19 protein-coding genes are annotated in these 18,625 nt (G+C 51.1%); 11 read left to right on the top strand and 8 right to left on the bottom strand.

Going from position 1 to position 18,625, the window contains the following annotated elements; genetic code table 11:
- Nucleotides 1-114 precede the first annotated feature (114 nt).
- Nucleotides 115-2,649, top strand: coding sequence for an aconitate hydratase AcnA (gene acnA, locus IPJ88_13960; protein ID QQR92044.1), 2,535 nt, complete (start codon nucleotides 115-117; stop codon nucleotides 2,647-2,649).
- Nucleotides 2,650-2,792: 143 nt separating this feature from the next.
- On the opposite strand, the gene IPJ88_13955 is transcribed toward acnA, so the two are convergent.
- Nucleotides 2,793-3,818: a sulfotransferase gene (locus IPJ88_13955; protein ID QQR89300.1), complete on the bottom strand. Its 1,026-nt coding sequence runs from the start codon at nucleotides 3,816-3,818 to the stop codon at nucleotides 2,793-2,795.
- Here IPJ88_13955 and IPJ88_13950 point away from each other — a divergent pair.
- Nucleotides 3,805-4,005 (top strand): hypothetical protein, encoded by a 201-nt coding sequence (locus tag IPJ88_13950; protein ID QQR89299.1) that lies wholly within the window; start codon nucleotides 3,805-3,807, stop codon nucleotides 4,003-4,005. The genes IPJ88_13955 and IPJ88_13950 overlap by 14 nt on opposite strands.
- Nucleotides 4,006-4,109: 104 nt before the next feature.
- Nucleotides 4,110-5,513 carry a KamA family radical SAM protein gene (locus tag IPJ88_13945; GenBank protein QQR89298.1) on the top strand — a complete coding sequence of 468 codons (1,404 nt, stop codon included), beginning with the start codon at nucleotides 4,110-4,112 and terminating at the stop codon, nucleotides 5,511-5,513.
- Here the strand turns inward: IPJ88_13945 and IPJ88_13940 are convergent.
- Both IPJ88_13940 and IPJ88_13935 read right to left on the bottom strand, forming a co-directional pair.
- The gene (locus tag IPJ88_13940; GenBank protein QQR89297.1) at nucleotides 5,510-6,301 is read right to left on the bottom strand and encodes an HAD family phosphatase; all 792 of its coding nucleotides are present in this window, start codon (nucleotides 6,299-6,301) and stop codon (nucleotides 5,510-5,512) included. The two genes, IPJ88_13945 and IPJ88_13940, sit on opposite strands and share 4 nt — an antisense overlap.
- A complete protein-coding gene (locus tag IPJ88_13935; GenBank protein QQR89296.1) occupies nucleotides 6,298-7,491 on the bottom strand; it encodes a class I SAM-dependent rRNA methyltransferase in 1,194 nt (397 codons plus the stop codon). Before IPJ88_13935 ends, IPJ88_13940 begins: the two co-directional genes overlap by 4 nt.
- 82 nt (nucleotides 7,492-7,573) lie before the next feature.
- On the opposite strand from IPJ88_13935, the gene tatA reads away from it, so the two are divergent.
- The 6 genes from tatA (at nucleotide 7,574) to IPJ88_13905 (ending at nucleotide 12,116) form a co-directional block, all read left to right on the top strand.
- On the top strand, nucleotides 7,574-7,867 hold the full coding sequence (tatA, locus tag IPJ88_13930) for a twin-arginine translocase TatA/TatE family subunit (GenBank protein ID QQR89295.1): 294 nt from the start codon (nucleotides 7,574-7,576) through the stop codon (nucleotides 7,865-7,867).
- Nucleotides 7,868-7,925: 58 nt separating this feature from the next.
- The gene (locus tag IPJ88_13925; GenBank protein QQR89294.1) at nucleotides 7,926-8,543 is read left to right on the top strand and encodes a polyhydroxyalkanoate synthesis regulator DNA-binding domain-containing protein; all 618 of its coding nucleotides are present in this window, start codon (nucleotides 7,926-7,928) and stop codon (nucleotides 8,541-8,543) included.
- Between the two features lie 95 nt (nucleotides 8,544-8,638).
- A complete protein-coding gene (locus IPJ88_13920) occupies nucleotides 8,639-9,286 on the top strand; it encodes a sigma-70 family RNA polymerase sigma factor (protein QQR89293.1) in 648 nt (215 codons plus the stop codon).
- Nucleotides 9,283-10,053 carry a zf-HC2 domain-containing protein gene (locus IPJ88_13915; GenBank protein ID QQR89292.1) on the top strand — a complete coding sequence of 257 codons (771 nt, stop codon included), beginning with the start codon at nucleotides 9,283-9,285 and terminating at the stop codon, nucleotides 10,051-10,053. Before IPJ88_13920 ends, IPJ88_13915 begins: the two co-directional genes overlap by 4 nt.
- 64 nt (nucleotides 10,054-10,117) lie before the next feature.
- Entirely contained in the window at nucleotides 10,118-10,300 is a 183-nt protein-coding gene (locus IPJ88_13910; protein ID QQR89291.1) for a hypothetical protein, read from the top strand.
- Nucleotides 10,293-12,116: a response regulator gene (locus IPJ88_13905; GenBank protein QQR89290.1), complete on the top strand. Its 1,824-nt coding sequence runs from the start codon at nucleotides 10,293-10,295 to the stop codon at nucleotides 12,114-12,116. The genes IPJ88_13910 and IPJ88_13905 overlap by 8 nt, the downstream gene beginning before the upstream one ends.
- A gap of 19 nt (nucleotides 12,117-12,135) precedes the next feature.
- Here IPJ88_13905 and IPJ88_13900 read toward each other — a convergent pair whose 3' ends face one another.
- From IPJ88_13900 to IPJ88_13880, 5 genes are read right to left on the bottom strand one after another with little or no spacing between them, the layout of a single operon-like run.
- Complete coding sequence (locus IPJ88_13900; GenBank protein ID QQR89289.1) at nucleotides 12,136-13,635, bottom strand: aldehyde dehydrogenase family protein; 1,500 nt, start codon at nucleotides 13,633-13,635, stop codon at nucleotides 12,136-12,138.
- Nucleotides 13,636-13,653: 18 nt separating this feature from the next.
- Complete coding sequence (locus IPJ88_13895) at nucleotides 13,654-14,901, bottom strand: inorganic phosphate transporter (protein ID QQR89288.1); 1,248 nt, start codon at nucleotides 14,899-14,901, stop codon at nucleotides 13,654-13,656.
- Between the two features lie 17 nt (nucleotides 14,902-14,918).
- Nucleotides 14,919-15,593 (bottom strand): TIGR00153 family protein, encoded by a 675-nt coding sequence (locus tag IPJ88_13890; protein QQR89287.1) that lies wholly within the window; start codon nucleotides 15,591-15,593, stop codon nucleotides 14,919-14,921.
- Nucleotides 15,594-15,652: 59 nt separating this feature from the next.
- Nucleotides 15,653-16,204: a dihydrofolate reductase gene (locus IPJ88_13885; protein ID QQR89286.1), complete on the bottom strand. Its 552-nt coding sequence runs from the start codon at nucleotides 16,202-16,204 to the stop codon at nucleotides 15,653-15,655.
- Nucleotides 16,201-16,980 carry a thymidylate synthase gene (locus IPJ88_13880; GenBank protein ID QQR89285.1) on the bottom strand — a complete coding sequence of 260 codons (780 nt, stop codon included), beginning with the start codon at nucleotides 16,978-16,980 and terminating at the stop codon, nucleotides 16,201-16,203. Before IPJ88_13880 ends, IPJ88_13885 begins: the two co-directional genes overlap by 4 nt.
- Nucleotides 16,981-17,046: 66 nt before the next feature.
- Here IPJ88_13880 and IPJ88_13875 point away from each other — a divergent pair, with 66 nt between their 5' ends.
- Together IPJ88_13875 and IPJ88_13870 are read left to right on the top strand one after the other, a co-directional pair.
- Nucleotides 17,047-17,445, top strand: a complete 399-nt coding sequence (locus IPJ88_13875; protein QQR89284.1) for a DUF4234 domain-containing protein — start codon at nucleotides 17,047-17,049, stop codon at nucleotides 17,443-17,445.
- Nucleotides 17,438-18,571, top strand: coding sequence for a hypothetical protein (locus IPJ88_13870; GenBank protein QQR89283.1), 1,134 nt, complete (start codon nucleotides 17,438-17,440; stop codon nucleotides 18,569-18,571). The genes IPJ88_13875 and IPJ88_13870 overlap by 8 nt, the downstream gene beginning before the upstream one ends.
- Nucleotides 18,572-18,625 lie beyond the last annotated feature (54 nt).

The raw sequence follows: 18,625 nt of genomic DNA, 5'->3' as shown, positions 1-18,625 counted from the left end.
CGATAGCTTTGGGTGCCGGCAACAGCAGAACTTTGGCGGCAAAACAGTCCACTTTTGCAGTCTAGATACGCTAAAAAAGGCGGGAGTCTCAGAGATTGAGCGCCTGCCTTTTCAATCCGGGTTCTTTTGGAAAACCTACTGCGCTTTGAAGATGGCGTTACGGTGAGCAAAGAGGACATCGAGGCCGTGGCTAAATGGGATCCAAAAGCGGAACCGGATCAAGAAATCGCTTACCGGCCGTCGCGTGTGTTGCTTCAAGATTTTACCGGGGTTCCGGCCGTCGTGGATTTAGCGGCGATGCGCGAGGCGTATGTGGCGTTGGGGGGCAAGGCTGAAAAGATCACGCCTTTGCAGCCCGCGGATCTCGTGATCGATCACAGTGTTCAGGTTGACTTTTTTGGCACGCCCGCTGCTTTTGAAAAAAACGTGCAAAAAGAGGTCGAGCGTAACATTGAGCGTTATCAGTTTTTGAAGTGGGGCCAGCAAGCTTTTGAAAGTTTACGGGTCGTGCCTCCTGGGACCGGAATTGTGCATCAGGTGAACCTTGAGTACTTGGCACCGGTGGTTTTTGTCCAGAAAAAAGATGGACAAGCGGAAGCTTATCCAGACTCTCTTGTGGGCACCGATTCGCATACCACGATGATCAACGGACTTGGTGTGCTGGGTTGGGGCGTTGGAGGCATTGAAGCTGAAGCTGCAATGTTGGGGCAGCCTGTCTCGATGCTGGTTCCGCAAGTCGTTGGCTTTCGTTTGAAGGGCAAGGCCAAAGAAGGCGTAACCGCTACCGATGTGGTGTTGACGGTAACGCAAATGCTTCGATCTAAAGGCGTGGTTGGCAAATTCGTCGAGTTTTTTGGACCCGGCCTCGATGGAATGCCGCTGCCGGATCGCGCGACCATCGCCAACATGGCTCCAGAGTACGGTGCGACTATGGGTTTTTTCCCAGTCGATCAAGAAACCTTAACCTACCTGCGATTGACCGGACGCAAGGAAGAAGACGTGGCCTTTGTTGAAGCCTACACCAAGGCGCAACATTTATTTCGTGACTCCTCGGCACCGGAGCCCGAGTTTACAGATACGCTTGAACTTGATTTATCGACGGTTGAAGCATGCATCTCTGGTCCGAAACGTCCCCAAGATCGCATTGCTCTCAGTCAGGCAAAAACAGCTTGGCAAAACGCTCGCGCAAACCTTTCGGGAAAAGCTGAGGTCAGTAGCGCTGAAATCAGCCTTGATGGTCAAAAGACCACGCTACACGATGGCAGCGTAGCCATTGCGGCGATCACAAGTTGTACAAACACCTCCAATCCAGCCGTGTTGGTTGCTGCAGGTCTACTCGCCAAAAAGGCAATCGAGCGAGGCTTAAAGAGCAAAGCTTATGTCAAAACCAGCTTAGCGCCTGGCTCGCAAGTGGTTACCGACTACCTTAATGCCTCGGGGCTCATGAAGCCACTTGAGCAGCTTGGTTTTAACCTTGTTGGTTATGGCTGCACGACCTGCATTGGCAACTCGGGTCCAGTGGATGATGCAATTGCCGCGGTGGCCAATGATGTTGTGCTCTGCTCGGTCCTTTCAGGCAATCGTAACTTTGAGGGGCGTATCAATCCATCAGTGCGCGCTAACTACTTAGCTTCACCGCCCTTGGTCGTGGCTTATGCGATTGCTGGCAACATGGACTTTGATTTTCAAAAGGATGCGCTGGGTAAAGACTCTTCAGGAAACGATGTGTTTTTGAAAGACATTTGGCCGAGCAACAAAGAAGTGGCCGATACCGTTGGACGGACGCTCAAGGGCGAGATGTTTGAGAGACGCTATGCTCACGTTTTAAAGGGCGATACAGCCTGGCAAGCCATTCAGTCGAGTACAGGCGCGATGTTTGAGTGGCAAAGTGATTCCACTTACATACGCAAACCACCTTTCTTTGAGGACATGGAAAAAGGACAAGCGTTTACTGCGCCAGGGCCCATTAAAGGCGCACGCCTTTTGGCTCTGCTTGGCGACTCAGTCACCACCGACCACATATCACCTGCTGGCAGCATTGCAGCGGACAGTCCGGCGGCGCGTTATTTGGAAGAACATGGTGTTGCGCGCAAAGACTTCAACTCCTATGGCTCACGGCGTGGCAATCACGAAGTCATGATGCGCGGCACCTTCGCCAACATACGCTTGCGCAATCAACTTGCTCCTGGCACCGAAGGCGGCGTCACTCGCTTTGTGCCAAGCGGCGAGCAAATGAGTATTTTCGATGCGGCCATGCAATACCAAGCAAAAAACATTCCCTTGCTTATCATTGCTGGTAAAGAATACGGCACAGGCTCCTCGCGCGACTGGGCTGCCAAAGGCACCATGCTCCTTGGCGTCAAAGCTGTAATCGCCGAAAGCTATGAACGTATTCATCGCTCGAACCTCATCGGCATGGGTGTCTTGCCGCTCGAGTTCGTCGAAAAGCAAAACGCTGCATCCTTGGGCCTCACGGGCGAAGAGGAATACAGCATCGAGGGCATTGCCGCCGAAATCAAACCTGCCCAACGCCTCACGGTCCAAGCAGGCGACAAAAAGTTCGACGTCCGTGTCCGCATCGACACCCCACAAGAAGCCGAATACTACAAAAGCGGCGGCATCCTCCGCCACGTCCTGCGCCAACTCTAACCCGATCCAGGATCCCCGCTTTTTCAGCCAATCATTTCAACCTCTTAGACAACACACCGCGATAGTTTGAAATCCAAGTTATCGCGGTGTGTTGTCTAAGAGGTTGATTTGAAAGCGCTTTTTCGGTGGGATCCTGGATCGCGTTATTCGCGCAAGAGGACGTCGCAGTAGTAGCGGATTTTGCGGACGGTTTTGTTTAGGGGTTTACGCTGAATCTGCTGGCGGAGTTTGAGGAAGATGCGGCGCTGCATGGTGTGTTTGTTGAAGAACTTGGGGCGAATGGACAGGCTGCTTTTCTGCGCATGCGCGCTATCGAGTGCGGCGAAGATGCTGTCTTTGGGGTTGCCCCAGGTCTGCAAATCCTTGGGATCAAGCGCATCGATGATGGTGTGAGCCAATTCGAGTTTTGCAGCATCTTGGCTAAGCTCGCTAGCCCATTTGTCGATAGATGTTGTGATGGGCCGAGTGTGCCTTCCAACGGTAATCGGATCACCGGGACCCGAGGTGGCTTGAAAGTGCTCGCCGTAGTTGGCGGCTTGCTTTTGGTTTTCAAGTCCAAGGAAGCTGAAGATTTTCCCAAGTTCTGCTTCAGGGGCGGAAACCATGTCTTCATAGCGCACATGAATAAGCGGCGTTTCGCTCTCGCGAATAAACTTGGCCATGGCCGGCAGGTAGCGGTTGATGATGGGATTAAACTGCTGGGCGCGCTTCCAGTCTCCCTCAAAAAAACTATTGGCGTAAGAGCTCATAATGGCCAAGGGATGCCGGGTGAGCACAACGTACTTGGCTTTTGGAAAAAGCTTTTGAAGAAAGGGAAGCACAAGCCCGTAGGCTGGCGTTTTGTCCATGAACCGGCTTTTGCCTGTGGTCGCGAGTTTGCGTCCATAAAGCGTTTCAGCATAAGAGCGGAGTGCATCAAGATAGTCTTCTTCGCCGCGCGGCAGGTCTTTGACAAACAAGCGAATGGCTTCAGCTGAGTTGATGTGATCGTAAGGCGCTTTATCGACGATGTTGTAGTAGCCGAGATAGGCCATGGGCGTGATCAGGTGAGGCTCAGGTGAGGTGGCTATCTCGGTGTGTGAGCCCAACATCCGCTGAAGTAGGGTGGAGCCGCTCCGGGGCGGCGAAATCACAAAAATAAGCTTTTCTTGCACAATGAGGCGCATCATTGCACTGCTTTTTGCGCGCGTCGAGCGTGGTGGGTCAGTCTCTGGCATCTGCGAGCGCTTTTTCGAGGTTTCCTTAGCTTCGGCTTACGTCCTCGGGGCTCCTCCTCAAACACCGATGTATCATCGTCGTCGCTCCTGTGGGCGCGCTCGAAGCCAAGAAAACCTCGAAAAAAGTCTTTTCTTCTAGCTTTGCCTTCTTGTTCGTAACCCTTTTTTTTGAAGGGTAACGTTTGTTTCCAACTGATGGGGTACTATTTGTCCAGACGTGTGCTTTTGTGATAAAATTATAGTATGGGCAAAAAAGGTAATCTTATTGAACTGCGTAGCTCAACTGAGCGAAAACAAGCTTCTGCTGCGTCGCTTCCGCCGGAAGCTCTGATGCATAAAGAGCTGGTTGACGGCGACTTTTGGCGAAAAATCCCCGCCTATCGCGATCTGTCCGAGAGTGATTTTATGAATCATCTGTGGCAGGCGCGCCACACCATCACTAAACCCAAGGCACTGCTTGAGGCGCTTCAAGGCATCGTGAGTACGGAATTTCTCGATGACGTGCGTGAAGGTTTTGCGCTTGCGCCCATGGCCGTACGTGTTTCGCCTTATCTTTTAAGTTTGGTGGACTGGCAGGATCCGTACACCGATCCTTTGCGCCGCCAGTTCATTCCGCTTCGTTCGGAGCGATTGGCCGATCATCCAAAACTTGGACTTGATACCTTGGCCGAGCAAGCCGACTCACCGGTGCCGGGGCTTACGCACCGCTATCCGGACAAGGCTTTGTTTTTGGTGCTCGATACCTGTCCGGTGTATTGCCGGTTTTGCACGCGTTCGTATACAATCGGACCAGACAGCGAGCAAGTTGAAAAAATGAGCTTGAAGGTCAATCAAACGCGCTGGCAAGGCGTATTTGATTACGTCTCGGCGCATCCGGAGCTTGAAGATATCGTCGTCAGTGGTGGCGACATGTATAATCTCAAAGCAGATCAGTTAAGAGGCATTGGTGAAGCCTTGCTTAGCATTGATCATGTTCTTCGAATTCGTTTTGCGACAAAGGGCCCCGCTGTCATGCCGCAAAAAATTCTAAGTGACGATGCTTGGTTTAGTGCGCTGGCGGACACGGTCGAATTCGGCCGAAAGCGACGCAAGGAGGTTGCTCTTCACACGCACTTCAATAATCCAAACGAGATCACGGCGATTACAAAAAAGGCCTTGGATCGCTTATTCGATCACGGTGTGACCGTAAGAAATCAAGCGGTATTGCAACGTGGTGTAAACGATGCCGTCAACGTAATGAAGCTTCTTGTCAAACGGCTTAGCTACGTTAACGTTCACCCCTACTACGTCTATCAGCACGATTTAGTCAAAGGCGTTGAAGATTTGCGAACCACGGTTGAGACGGCCATCTTGCTTGAGAAAAACATTCGAGGCGTAACGGCGGGCTTCAATACGCCTGCTTTCGTGGTGGATGCGCCAGGCGGTGGCGGTAAACGAAACATTCATTCCTTTGAGCATTACGACAAAGTGACCGGCATTTCGGTCTACACGGCGCCATCCGTTAAGCCCGGTCAGTATTTTCTGTATTTTGATCCGCTCCATTTGTTACCGGAAGCCGGTCAGCTGCGCTGGCGAGACCCTGCGGAGCATTCCAAGATGGTGCAAGAAGCGCTCGATAAAGCGCGCGCCAATGGTCAGGTGCGTTAGCTCTTTCTTTTTTTCAAAAACAGTTGTGCGAACTCAGCAAAACCTTCGCCATGACTTTGCTCTGTGACATAGCTTGGCTTGCTTTTTAGCTCTGCTGCAAAGCGCTTTACATTAGCGACTCCGATGCTGTGCGGAAAATAGGCGAAGGCGGCTTGATCGTTTGGGCTGTCACCAATAAAGCACCATGCATTGCGCGTTTGCTCCAGCTTTTCATTCCAAACTTTCTTAGCTGCTGCGACGATGCCTGTGGCTTTATTGTACTCGCCCCAAAAAGCATGCATGTGCACTGTCGAGTGGACTGCTTTGGCGCCCACGGAGCGTATGGTTTGCGCAAGCTCCTCGATTTGAGCATGGCTAAGTTTCACCTTCTCCCCGATGTAAAAAGCAAGATCGCAGCCGCGCAGTGGTTGATCTTCGCTGAGCTGCGTGTCCGGAAGTTGTTTTGCGACTGCTTGTTTAACCTGCTCGAGCAAATCGCGTTCCTTTTTTCTTTCCGATTCAGATAGAAAAAAGCCATTGCTTAGGGTGTCTGCTTTGCGGAAAAACCAGCCAGCACCGTTCTCCCCAATCGCAAGGTCCACAGGCCACAGGGAGGCAAAGACCTGAGCCCAGCCAAGAGGCCTTCCTGTCACGGCAACGAGGCGCAATCCGGCGTCCCGCAATGACCAAATAGCGGCGTAGCTTTGCGCAAGGAGCTGTCCGTGTTGCGTGACGGTATCATCCACGTCAAAAGCCACGGTATGGACCTGTTTACACACTTGTGCTGGAAGCTCAGTCAATGCTTTCATCGTTTGCTCACACGCATCAACGCCCAGGTTAAATAGCGACCGTCTGGGAAGGCCGCCGGAGCAGGATGATCGGCGGACTGGTAACCTAGTTGAAGGACAGTTGCTTCTTTGTGTGCATCAGCAGCAGCAAGTCCGAGCATCTTGAGAAATTCTGACATGCGTAAACTTGCCGAACACGAACAACTCAGAAGCAATCCGCCTTCTTGAACAACCGAAAAAGCGGCCGAGTTAAGTCTGCGATAGGCGGTGCGGCCTTGATTCAGATGTCGGGGGGAGGGGATGAGTTTGGGTGGATCGAGCACGACTACATCAAAGCGCTCTTTGCTTTTTCGGAACTCCAAAAGCGTTTTACGAACGTCACCACGATTGTAACTGAGTCTGTCTGAAAGGGAGTTTTCTATGGCGATTTGGGAAGCCTGCCCCAGAATCACACTCGAGCTATCGATGCCCAGGACTTCCTTGGCTCCTGCAGCGGCCGCGCACAAACCAAAGGATCCAAGGTAGCAAAAGGCATCAAGGACACGTTTGCCTTCTGTAAAGCCTGCAAGGAGTTTTCGCGTGTCGCGCTGGTCAAAATAATAACCCGTCTTCTGTGAGCTTTCTAAATCGACATGATAGGCGATGCCATGTTCCTTGAAGCGAAGTTCGCTTGGCGCGTGGCCTCGCACTATGCGGTTGGTGGCCGTAAAGCCTTCGGTGTGTTCAGTTTTAGTGCGAGCTCGTTCAACCACACTTTCGACTTGGAAGATTTTTTGGATGAGCGCGAACAGTTCATCTTCGCGTTGTTTCATACCAATCGTGAGCAACTGAACCACGGCAACCGTATCGTAGATATCGACGATTAGACCTCCTAGCCCATCGCCTTCAGAGTGCACAGCGCGGTATCCTGTGGTTTGCGAGTTGGGCAACCCCAGCTGCTCCTTGCGAAGAGCACGTGCGGCTGTCAGGCGCTTGACAAAGAAGGCCTCATCAAGGGTCTCGTTGGGCAGGCGGCTTAAGATCCGCAGAGGTAAAGCGGAGCGCGATGACCAGAAACCTTGGCCTAAAAAGTTCCCTTCTTCATCTTTGGCGATGACCACCTCGCCGTCCGAAGGTGCGCCTTCGGTTTTAGCGATGGCTTGTGAAAAAACCCATGGATGACCGGCCCATATAGGTTTGACGTGTTTTTTTCGTAAAATGATGGTTGCCATGGGGCTAGGTATGCCTCGAAGAAAGTGTCCTAAGCTTGCCGTAGAAGGGCTTGCAGCGTAAGCTTATCATAAGTGGTAGATCATGTGGTGGTCTACTCTTAAGGAGAAGCGCAACGTGCCTCATTTTGGAACCGGTGAAATATTACTGATCTTGCTAATTCTCGTCTTGGTGTTTGGCGCATCGAGATTGCCTCAAATCGGCGAAGGCTTTGGCAAAGCTATAAAAAACTTCAAACGTGGACTCAGCAGTGAGGATGATATTAAAGTGTCGTCTTCGGACAAGCAGATTTCGTCGCAATCGAGTGCGCGCACTGTCCCTGAGCAAGAAAAAGCGGACGAAGCCGAGCTGGTGGACGGTCCGCGAAATCAAAGCTAGCCTGTGTTGTAGGTCTCTTTGTTTTGGAGGCTAGAGGCGAGTGAACGAGGAGAGCACGATGCAGGACGGGGCCGAAAATGGGCCAAGCGCTAAGCGCATCATAAAGCGCTACGCCAATCGCAAGTTGTACGATACTCGAGAAAGTCGTTACATCACCCTTGCGCAGGTGGCCGAGTACGTTCGCAAGGGCGAAGACATTCGTATCGTTGATAACAAAAGCAAAGAAGATCTGACGAGCATGACACTTGCTCAGGTTATCTATTACGAAGAAGAGAAAAAGGGTGGTGACGTACGAAGGGATCAAGCCATCGGCTCCCTGCGCTCACTGATCCAATCCGAAGGCCAGCGCTTGGTTGCGAGCATTCGTGACAAGGCAGCAAGCAAGTTTTCCGGAGTGCGACCTGAAGCGGCAAGCGACAGCACAGAAGATCAGCGCGCAAAACGCTCGGTGATCGCCTATCCAAAAGAGATCTTCGAAGACGTGCATAAACTCGTTGATGAGCGGATGCGGCAGTTGGTCGCAAGTGCAATTTCTCCAGTCCATCAGCTCCAAGCGGAAGTAAAACGACTTGCCAGTCGCATCGAAGAGCTAGAGGGGCACCTCAAATCCGTGGCCGAAGGTCGCGTCAAAGGCAGCTCGGAAAAAGCTCCTGAGTTGCCTGAAAAAGGGGAATAAAAGGCACCAAGCTTTGTTTTTCTTATATTGAGCGGCCGCTGGCGCCGCGATAGGCAATACGAGGACTAGGGCCGCTAGCCCATAACAACAGAGCTATGTCGAAAAACATCAATAATAACAGGAATAAGTTTGAGGCCGAGATAGACCCGTATCTTGAGCCCTTGTACGGAATGGCGCTGCGTTTCACGAAAAATGCTGCTGATGCCGAGGATTTGCTCCAAGACGTGATGCTCAAGGCCTATCGAGCCTATGACCGATTTGATGGTGAACGGCACGTTAAGGCCTGGCTTTTTCGCATCCTGACTAACACTTACATCAATCAATACCGCCGAAAGAAGCGTGAACGGATGCTAAGCGAGGATGGTAGTTCAATCATGGGCGCTGGTTTGATAAGCGGCGCAACCTTGGAATGGCTGTCTTCGCCTTTTGATGCCGCAAGTCGGCCGATCATCAATCAAGAAATTCGCTTCGCGGTGGATCAACTTCCTGAGGAACAGCGACTTGTTTTGCTGCTTGCGGATATGGAAGGTCTTTCCTACCGGCAGATTGCCGATGCCGTTGATGCGCCCTTAGGAACCATCATGTCACGGCTGCATCGGGCTCGCGCTTCGATTCAGCAGCACTTGGTTGTGCAGGCCGAGGAAATGGGTCTCGTTAAGCAAGCAAAGACTGCTACCGATTCGAGTGCTGAGAACTGTTTCCCAATGGCTGCTTATCGAAAACGAAAAGAGGAGGCGTCATGAATTGCGACATGGTTCATCGCTTCGTAAACGCGTACGTTGATGGCGAACTCGGTCCAACTGAGCAACTTTCCATGGAAGAGCATGTGCGGGAATGCTCTCGGTGCGAGCATCTGGTTCATGCGTTCAAGCAGCAACAGCACTATACCATGGTGGCTCTTGGAAGAGTTACGATGCCTCAACACCTGCGGAGCAAACTAAAGAAGCAGCTGGATGAAATATCACACGACGATGGCATGTTTTCCTGGGCGTTGGCATTTGAAGGGCCATGGTTTAGGCGATGGATGCTGCCTTCTTTAGCTGCCGTTGGCATGATGTTTTTGTTTTTTGCAAAACATTCAGTGGATCCGATGGTGCAACAAGCTTCGATGCTTGGTTTTCCGGCTGCACAAGATGTGCAACGCTTGCACAGCCACCGTTTGCCTATGGACGTCGATCGAGCTGAAGGGCTTACGAGTTATTTTCGCGATAAGGTTCCTGTGCCAGTGCATCCGATTGTATTCAAGGAGGGTGGCCTTATCTTCTCTGGCGCACGTTTTGCGACGGTGGCTCAGAGGCCTGCGGCGACTTTGTACTACGACCGAGGTGGCCAGCGCGTTACGATCTTAGTTTCGGAGAACTATCCAAGCCGACTGAAACAGCGCGGCGGGTGCGCTTGCATGGTAGGGAAATCTACTATTTTCGGCAGGGAGGGCGCACAGTGTCGGTATTGGAGCACAATGGTGTGGTGTACACCTTTGCTGGAGATCTTAGCCCTCGCGCCATGTTAAGGCTTACAGCTAGCATGAAAATCGACTGATTAACGGTCCGGCTCGAGCAAGCAAGTAGGAGGCGATGCGCTTTGAAGTCGTGTTTGAGCATTTCTTCCAAGTTAAAGCTGGCTTCCTGTTCGGCAAGAACCGTCTATTCTTCGAGTCGAAAGCACAGACGCTTTTTGACACCTACCGCCAAGCAACGGTAGTATATATGCAAAGATGCACCGTCCTTGAAGCTCGCGGGGTATGGCCTGATGGGTGAGAACATTTTGTTGCTGGATAGCGACTCCGAATTCGCACAACAGGTGCGCGATGGATTTGAGCGTCTTGGCACCAAGGTGGATATTGTTGCAGACGGTAGTGATGCTGTAGAAAAAGCAACAGAACTCCATCCAGATCTCATCATTTTGAGTATTGAGTTGGGTCACACCACTGGTGGGGTCGTATGCACAAAACTCCGTAACTCGGCAAAACTCAAAGATATTCCTCTCATCATTGTGTCCAAAGAGGCCACCGAGGCCATCTTTGAGCAGCACAAGCGTTTGAGTGGACGAGCCGATGACTATATCAGCAAGCCGGTGAGTTTTGATGAGCTGCTCGGCCACGTTACAACACTAATTCGGGTTGGAAATAGTGGTAGGGCAAGCACCGACGATGCGTTGAACCTAGAAGATGAGGAGTTGCTAATGGATGATGCTGGACAAAAGGGTGGACGCAGCAGCAAAGTCGACGATGAAATCGAACAATTTGCTGAGTCTGCTTTTGATTCTTTGATGCTTGAATCGGAAGACAGCCCTGTTGAGCTCGAAGTTTCTGAGCCGGAAATACAGATCGAAGAGAACATGGACCTTAGTTTCTCCGATGCAACTGATATGAATGAAGCGGTAGCTTTTGCAAGTGGCTCAGAGCCCGTTGAGTCTCCGAAGACTCGTGTTGCGGATGCTTCGGATGTCGAAAAGAATCGAATTTCTGCGGAACTGGCTGCTGCCAAAGAAGAGTTGGCGGAGCTTATGCAGACCGCTAAACGTCGCGCGGCTGAGGCGGATGAACTTCAAAAAGAGGTGGAGTCCCTAAGAAAAAAGGCTTCACAAGAGAAAGATGTCGCGGCGGTATCGAGTCGAGAGTTGCTCGATTTAAGGGAATCCATCAACCGTAAAGAGAAAGAGGTCTTGGATCTTAAGGATCAAGTGACCGGACGTGATCGCCAACTGGTCGAACAAAACGAGAAAAGTCTAAAACTAGAACGCGAACATGCCGAGGCCACTGATAAAGTGCTTCAGTACGAGCAAGAAATCGAGCGCGCGAAAGAGCAGAACCTCTCGCTTCTTTCGGACAAAGCGAAACTTGCTCAACGCGTTGAAGAGGAAAAAGCGCGTGCGGAGGCCGCGGAAAAGAAGGTGGCACATACGGAAGAAGCAATGTCTGCGGCTCAAAATACACACGAGCAAGCCATGGTGGAACTTCGAGCTGATACCGAGGCAAGACTGCAGGCGCTTCGTAAAGAGCTCGATTCAGAGCATGCCGAGCAGATGCGCGAGCTGGAAGCGAAGACCAACAATGCTTTGGAGCGAGCTCGTGTTGATCATGAGCAAGCCATGATTGCGTCTCGCGAGAAACTTCAGTCAAAACACGAAGAAACCCTAAAGCAAGTGCAGGGGCGCCACGCGGAAGAGCTCGCTCTTTTAGGAAGAAAACTTGCTGACATTGAATCAGCGCTTGAAGACTCTCAAGATAGTCTCAGTAAAAACCAAGCCGAAAGTGAGCAGCTTGCAAGCGAACTCAACGCTAAGATTAACGCGCTACAAAGTATGCTTGGCGAAGCGGTACAGGAGCGAGATGCGCTTCTTGAGGACCTTAAAGGAGCGCGTGGAGATATCGACGAGCTGAAGAAAAGCGTGGAAGGCCATGTCGCGCGCATTTCCGATCTTGAAGCAAAACTTGCTACTACTGAGAGAGGCTTAAACGCCGCAAATGAAAAAATACGAAAAGACGAAGAGTTTTTGCTTCGCGCTCGGAAAGCTATAGCGATAACAGCCGGTTTGCTCGATGAGCAGCACAATAACCAAGTTGAATCCTAGAGCATCAAAACGAGTCTTTTTACTCTGGAAAGCCAGGCCACTGTACTGGGCTGCTCGCCTTTGGATTGAGCAGGATAGCCTGGGGAAAAGTACATAGCTGATTGACTAAAATTCCTGCAGGTCGATAGTTTCCGCTGTCTTTGATGCCGCCGAAAGGTAAGCGACCGCTGGCTCCCGCAGTAGAGCGGTTCCAGTGTACGGCGCCCATCCGCAAGTTCTCGGCACAATGGTCGAATGTTTGTGCGTTTTTTGTAAACACTGCGGCTACCAATCCGTAGTTTGTGGCGTTGGCAAGGGCAATCGCTTCATCAACGGTATCTGTTACAAAAACGCAGAGATCGGGACCAAACAGTTCGCTATCCGTGTATCCTTTAACGGCAGCTGTTGCATTCGGTGCAATATGCACGGCAGGCTTCAGGTACCAACCGCGTTTATCGGAAAGAGCTAATGCTCCTCCTGGAACGAATGGCTCGAAACCTTCCGCCACAGCGGTTGTTTGAGCAGCCAGTATTTTATTTTGGCTGTTTTCGGAAATAACTGGTCCCATAAAAACATTCGGCTCTTGTGGATAGCCAACGTGAATGTTTGAAATGGTTGCTTTGAGTTTGTTTAAAAAAGCAGGAGCAATGCTGCGGTGGATGATGAGCCTGGATGTTGAAGTGCAACGTTGTCCCGAGGTGGCAAAGGCAGCAAAGGCGACTTGGCGTACAGCAAGGTCGATGTCGGCGTCCTCGAGAACGATAGAAGCGTTCTTTCCGCCGAGCTCAAGCGCAACGAGCTTTCCAAGGTGGGCAGCGTTGGCGGTTAAAATATCGCGGCCTACCGCAGCGGATCCGGTGAAGAGAATACCGTCGATGCCGTCGTGTGCAACAAGTACTTTGGCGCTTTGTGCTTCGCCTTGGACAACGTTAAATACGCCGTCTGGCAACCCGGCTTCAGATAAACATAGGGCCATCCATGCCGCTGTCGCTGGTGCTTTTTCGCTCGGCTTAAAGATAACGGTATTGCCGGTTGCCAAGGCAGGCACTATTTGCCCGTTCGGTAGATGCCCCGGGAAGTTGTAGGGCCCGATGACAGCGAGCACTCCAAGTGGGCGATTTCTGATCTGCCCAGGTAAGTCGTCAATATCGAGATTTGGCGAATACTTGCGTGCTTCGCCTAAGCACAAGTCTACTTTTGCAATCATAGCGCCAACTTCGCCATGCGCTTCCCAAAGAGGCTTGCCTACTTCCCGACAGATGCATAAAGCGATGGCGTCCTTGTGGGTCTGGAGTTGCTGCTGATAGTTTCGCAGAAGAGCGTCACGTTTGCTTTGCTCGAGTTTGCGCCACTGCGGAAAAGCATCCCGCGCTGCTTGAACGGCGGTGTCCACATGGGAAAGTGAAATCGGAAAAATGCCCAGCTCGTCGCTAAGATCAGCGGGGCTCTGGTTCGTGATTCTGCTGTTGGCTTTGCTGGTTTTCACGAATTTTCCGGCAATAAAGTCACCAACACAATGGTCTGCTACCAAGGAGGGCATCAATCAATCCTTTGTGAACTAAAAAAGTAATGAGCTGAGGGCAAATAGCGCGGCTGCGAGAATGGCAGTAAAGGGCACTGTGATAAACCAACTTGCAATGATGCCTCGCAGTACTTGTGTATTGATCGCTCCGACACTACGAGCAAAGCCTACTCCAATGACGGATCCAATCAAGGTATGTGTGGTGCTGACGGGAAGGCCCAGTTTGCTACAGACCAAAATGGTTGTGGCTGCGGCAAATTCGGCTGTAAATCCACGGGACGGTGTGAGTTCTGTGATTTTCTCGCCCACAGTAGCAATCACTTTGTAGCCGTACGTTGCCAGGCCAATCACGATGCCGCAGGCGCCCAGGAGAAGTACTTTCATTGGAACCTGAACTTCTTCGGTGAAACCATTTTGCAGTGCTCCAAACACTGCTGCCAAAGGTCCCACGGCGTTGGCGACGTCATTGCTTCCATGAGCAAAGGCAACAAACGAAGCGGTGGCTACTTGCAAGTAAAGAAAAACGCGTTCGGTGCGTTTCAGGTTTTCAGAATATCGAATGCCGTGGCTCTCGCTTGCGACTTTGCGAAGTATAGGCGTAGCGATAAGCACAAGGGCAATACCCACTCCAACGGAAATGAGTCCGGCCGAAGAAAGAGGTAAGTCGAGTTTTAGCGGTTTTAGCCCTTTGTAAATCAGACTTAGGGTAAGCATGGTGCCGATAGGAAAGAGCATCAGCGGTCCATACCTTTGCATGGCTTGCAAAGGATTGCGCTCCGCCAAAATTCGTTTGCGGATGTGAATGAAGAAGAAATAGCCCACAAAGCCACCGCAGATTGGCGAGATAATCCACGAAGCGACAATCAAGGATACTTTAGACCAGTCCACGCTGGAGAAGCCCCCAGCAACAATGCCAAAACCGATAACGGCACCGACAATGCTATGGGTTGTTGAGACGGGCCAGCCGAGAAAAGTCGCAATGTTTAGCCAAATGGCTGCAGCAAGCAGACTGCAGGTCATGCCAAGGGCAAAACTGAGGTTGTCGCCACCGAGGCTTGAGGCATCCACGATGCCTTTGCTGATGGTTTCGGTCACACTGCCACCGACGAGCAGGGCTCCACAAAACTCGAATACTGCAGCCACGACAATGGCGCGGCGCAGGGTAAGTGCTCCGGAACCCACGGAAGTACCCATGGCGTTGGCCACATCGTTTGCGCCAATGTTCCATGCCATGTAAAGGCCAATAACGGCGGCTGTCGTTGTAAGGACGCTAACCATGTCCATGCGACGTGAATCCTGACTTAGCGAGCAATAATGAGGCGGAACAAGTCGCCAACGTTCTCTGCATGGTTTGCCATGTCACCGAGTTTGTTAAGGACTTTTGTCCACATGAAAATTTCCATGGGTGGGAGTTCGTTCTCCAATCGAAAAAGGATGCGAGCATTTTCGCTTTGTACCTTGTCTGCTTCGTGTTCGAGACGATGTAGCTCGTCTATCATGGCGCGCGTTTTTTCGGCTGCTCGTCCACCAAAACCTGCAGCTAAAAGGTTATCAAGAGTGCGCGTGATGCGTTGAGCACAAAATACGCAATCCATAACATGTTCAATGAGTGAGCGCAGTGAGTCTTGCATTTGTTTGGGAACGGTAAGCTCGCGCAAAGTAAGCAGGACAGCTGCATCTTCAGCCGAGTCGGCCACTGAATCGATTTGGCTGATAAGCTTTAGAATGTCGCGTCGGTCGACGGGCAAGAACAAACGAATAGGCATGTTCGAGCGTACTTTGTTTTTAGCTTCATCGGCTTTGGCTTCAAGTCGACTAATCTCCTTGGCCAAAGCTTTTACTGAGGGCTGATCCCCCGCGATGAGCTTTTCGAATGTTTCAGGAATGCGCTCGCAGCATTCAACGACGCGGTCCATTAATTCGCCGACCTGTTGCAGTGGACTGCGCACTAATAAGCCAGCTAAAGGAATTCTCATGGTATATCTCCTCGGCCCTTATAGCAGTATGCTTCTTTGGTAGCTACGCCTAAATTTAGCTAATTTCGATGGTATTCCTCGAAGCGATAAACTAAATCCTTATGCTTTTTGGCCGCTGAAGAAGCGATCAGAGCGAAGTCTGATTCAAACGGCGGGAAAAAAGCATCGCATTCAAAAGCCGCCTCAATACGTGTGAGAAACAAACGTTTACACTGGGTAAGTGCTATGGCGTGTGCATAGAGTTGAGCGCCTCCGATAACAAACAGTTGATCCACACGCTGCAGTTGCTGAAGCGTTTTACAATTAGTTAAGGCGTCCTCGAACGATAGGGCGGCGTGTACCGAGCCAGGCAAACCGTTTCGTTTGTTGCGGCTTAAAACGATATTGGTCCGACCGGCAAGTGGTCGGTAAGGTTCGGGAATGGATTCCCAGGTTTTTCGTCCCATGATAACCGCGTTCGTGAGTCCTTGTTTTGATGTGGTAGTGATTTTACGAAAATAAGCCATGTCTTCGGGTAGATGCCAGGGCAGATTGCCACCTGCGCCGATGCCCCGTTGTTGATCGAGTGCGGCGATGCAAGCAAAGGACAGCTCTGGTGCTAGCTCACTCATACGGCCACTTCAAAACGGATAAAAGGGTGATGCTGATAGTTTTCAAGGCTAATGTCTTCGAATGAGATGTCGTCGAAGGTTTTGTGGGCGATGCGAAGGGTAGGCAGCGGATAAGGTTTACGCGCAAGTTGTTTTTTGAGGCCTTCAACATGGTTCAGGTAAATATGAGCGTCCCCAAGGGTATGAATAAAATAGCGTGCCTCCAGCTTGCATTCTTGAGCAATCATGGTGCTGAGCAAAGCATAGATTGCAATATTAAAAGGTACGCCTAGGGCTAAATCGGCAGAGCGTTGATACAACTGGCAGTCCAAAAAATTCCCGGTGACAGAAAACTGAAAAAAAGCATGGCAGGGGGGCAGGGCCATTTTGTCTAGGTCACCCACGTTCCAGGCGCTTACAATAATGCGACGTGACGTTGGATCATTTTTGATGAGCTCTATGGCTCGTCCTATCTGGTCGATGCCTTGGCCGCCCCAATTCCTCCATTGTTTTCCATAAATCGGGCCGAGCTCGCCGTTTTCATCCGCCCACGCATCCCATATTGGGGTGTATTCACTAAGGCCATCGTTGATGTTCGTGGAGCCCTTCAAAAACCATAATAGTTCTCGAACTACTGCATCAAAAAGCACCTTTTTGGTGGTGAGTAAGGGAAAGCCCTCACGCAAATCGTAACGTGTCTGAGTCCCAAATATGCCGAGCGTTCCGGTGCCAGTTCGATCTTCTCGGCGCTCTCCATGCTCTAAGACGTGTTCGATTAACTCCAGGTAGGCCTTCATGAAGAGGTGATAATCTCCAGAGGGGCGCTGGGTCAATACGTCATGATTGTGATAAGGTCCCAAGCCATGGCCTCTCATTCGCTGGAAAAAAGAGAACCCGGGCTCGTACTTTTGCTTAGCATTGTGACCTGTGGTCTCTATCTTTTGTACTGGTATCACTGTGTCTACCGGGAGTTTGAGTCTCTGACAGGACAAACTCCGACTGGACAGGCTTTTGTGCTCGATTTGGCGTTTTCTATTTTAACGTGCGGAATCTACGGCATTTGGGTCGATTATAAGATCGCTCAAGTTCTCCTCGAGCAGCAAGAGCGTTGGGGCATGAAGCACGCTCAAGACACCACAATTATCACAGTCGTTTTGGACGTAGCGGGTTATGTGTCGGTGTTTTTTGCGAATTTCGTGTCGAGTGCACTGCACCAAGATCAACTCAACAAGTTAGCTTCGGTGATTGAAAAACATGCTTGAGCGTTTTTACGGATCCGATTTGCTAATGCGTCCTCCGGCGCCTGTGACCATGAACAAAGCAGGGGCGAACTACAAAAGCGAAGTAATGCATACGAGCTACTCGCCAAGGCAGGCTTATCGCGAATGGTTAACGATTTGTGATGCCATTGTTGAATGCGGCGGGGATTCGATTTTCATGTTTGAAGAGGCAGACCAGCGGTTTTGGGACCGTGAAGTGCTTCGGGTGCTTAGCAATGGTACTGTGATCGATTCGGATACGAAGGAAGAGCTTGCTTCGGTTGATGAGATTCTAACCGGGCGCGTTTTCACCGCAAACGGCCCTTGGGTGCAAGTCCAAGACAAAACGTTGCGAGTTCTTTATCCCCGTATGTTGGAGCACCGGCAACGCGAAATTCCTTACTATCAGAGCTTGCTTGAAGCCATCGCCGCGGAAAGTGGATTTTCTTTACTTTGCGAACAGAACCCGCACCCATGGGAAGGGCTCGCTGATGTTGTCGTCGTCGATGATACCGTCTTTTTCACTCACACTGTTCGAGGGCATTACGATGCCGGCATCGCTGAAAAGACCTTGCGATCCAGCTTGGAGGGCGTTCAGTACGTTGCCGAGTTTTTTGATCTTGACCCTGCTAAAACGGTGTTCCTCGAGCTGATATATCCTCATTTTCACGGTGATACTGCGTATTTTGCTCTACGTGCGGAGGATCGGAGCACCGTGGCTGTGTATGAAAAAGGGTTTTACGCTGATGGCGGGGAAGTGATCTGGCGAATTCTAGATGGCCGACCTTGCCTGAAGCTATCAAAGCAGGATGCTGTGGATGCTTACGCCGGAAATTCCCGTCAGGTTAATGGCGGCGTACTTGTGCCCACAGGGGTAAGTATGGCTTATGAAAACGATCTGAAAGCTCTGGGTCTTAAGGTCTTTGAGATCGAGCTACAGGAGTTATTCGCGAAAGCAGGAGGCGGTCCAGGTTGCGCAACGCTGTACTTGCCTACGGATTTTCCTTTGCCTAAAGATTCCCCTTTGCGATACAGCAACGTGAAGATACAGGCGCAGGCCCACGCCAATCGCATCCCCGATCGCGTGGAGGTCGATGCTGCTTATTTCAGCGGCAAGTCTAGAGGCTGAGTCTTTTGCAGTCAGGATATGCCGTTTACACCGCTAAGCTGACCACAAACTTTG

This window comes from Myxococcales bacterium, from assembly GCA_016699535.1.
GTDB lineage: Bacteria > Myxococcota_A > Polyangia > Polyangiales.
The sequence above is the reverse complement of the archived record's forward strand: the minus strand, read 5'-3'. Positions and strand labels throughout refer to the sequence as shown.

Excerpts from the sequence above, each read along its gene's own strand:
- tatA (QQR89295.1), top strand. The coding sequence starts at position 7,574 with ATGTGGTGGTCTACTCTTAAGGAGAAGCGCAACGTGCCTCATTTTGGA.
- IPJ88_13885 (QQR89286.1), bottom strand. The coding sequence starts at position 16,204 with ATGAGTGAGCTAGCACCAGAGCTGTCCTTTGCTTGCATCGCCGCACTC.
- IPJ88_13910 (QQR89291.1), top strand. The coding sequence starts at position 10,118 with ATGCGCTTTGAAGTCGTGTTTGAGCATTTCTTCCAAGTTAAAGCTGGC.
- IPJ88_13880 (QQR89285.1), bottom strand. The coding sequence starts at position 16,980 with ATGAAGGCCTACCTGGAGTTAATCGAACACGTCTTAGAGCATGGAGAG.
- IPJ88_13955 (QQR89300.1), bottom strand. The coding sequence starts at position 3,818 with ATGATGCGCCTCATTGTGCAAGAAAAGCTTATTTTTGTGATTTCGCCG.
- IPJ88_13945 (QQR89298.1), top strand. The coding sequence starts at position 4,110 with ATGGGCAAAAAAGGTAATCTTATTGAACTGCGTAGCTCAACTGAGCGA.
- IPJ88_13920 (QQR89293.1), top strand. The coding sequence starts at position 8,639 with ATGTCGAAAAACATCAATAATAACAGGAATAAGTTTGAGGCCGAGATA.
- IPJ88_13935 (QQR89296.1), bottom strand. The coding sequence starts at position 7,491 with ATGGCAACCATCATTTTACGAAAAAAACACGTCAAACCTATATGGGCC.
- IPJ88_13915 (QQR89292.1), top strand. The coding sequence starts at position 9,283 with ATGAATTGCGACATGGTTCATCGCTTCGTAAACGCGTACGTTGATGGC.
- IPJ88_13940 (QQR89297.1), bottom strand. The coding sequence starts at position 6,301 with ATGAAAGCATTGACTGAGCTTCCAGCACAAGTGTGTAAACAGGTCCAT.
- IPJ88_13950 (QQR89299.1), top strand. The coding sequence starts at position 3,805 with ATGAGGCGCATCATTGCACTGCTTTTTGCGCGCGTCGAGCGTGGTGGG.
- IPJ88_13890 (QQR89287.1), bottom strand. The coding sequence starts at position 15,593 with ATGAGAATTCCTTTAGCTGGCTTATTAGTGCGCAGTCCACTGCAACAG.
- IPJ88_13900 (QQR89289.1), bottom strand. The coding sequence starts at position 13,635 with ATGCCCTCCTTGGTAGCAGACCATTGTGTTGGTGACTTTATTGCCGGA.
- IPJ88_13905 (QQR89290.1), top strand. The coding sequence starts at position 10,293 with ATGGGTGAGAACATTTTGTTGCTGGATAGCGACTCCGAATTCGCACAA.
- IPJ88_13875 (QQR89284.1), top strand. The coding sequence starts at position 17,047 with ATGGCCTCTCATTCGCTGGAAAAAAGAGAACCCGGGCTCGTACTTTTG.
- IPJ88_13925 (QQR89294.1), top strand. The coding sequence starts at position 7,926 with ATGCAGGACGGGGCCGAAAATGGGCCAAGCGCTAAGCGCATCATAAAG.
- IPJ88_13870 (QQR89283.1), top strand. The coding sequence starts at position 17,438 with ATGCTTGAGCGTTTTTACGGATCCGATTTGCTAATGCGTCCTCCGGCG.
- IPJ88_13895 (QQR89288.1), bottom strand. The coding sequence starts at position 14,901 with ATGGACATGGTTAGCGTCCTTACAACGACAGCCGCCGTTATTGGCCTT.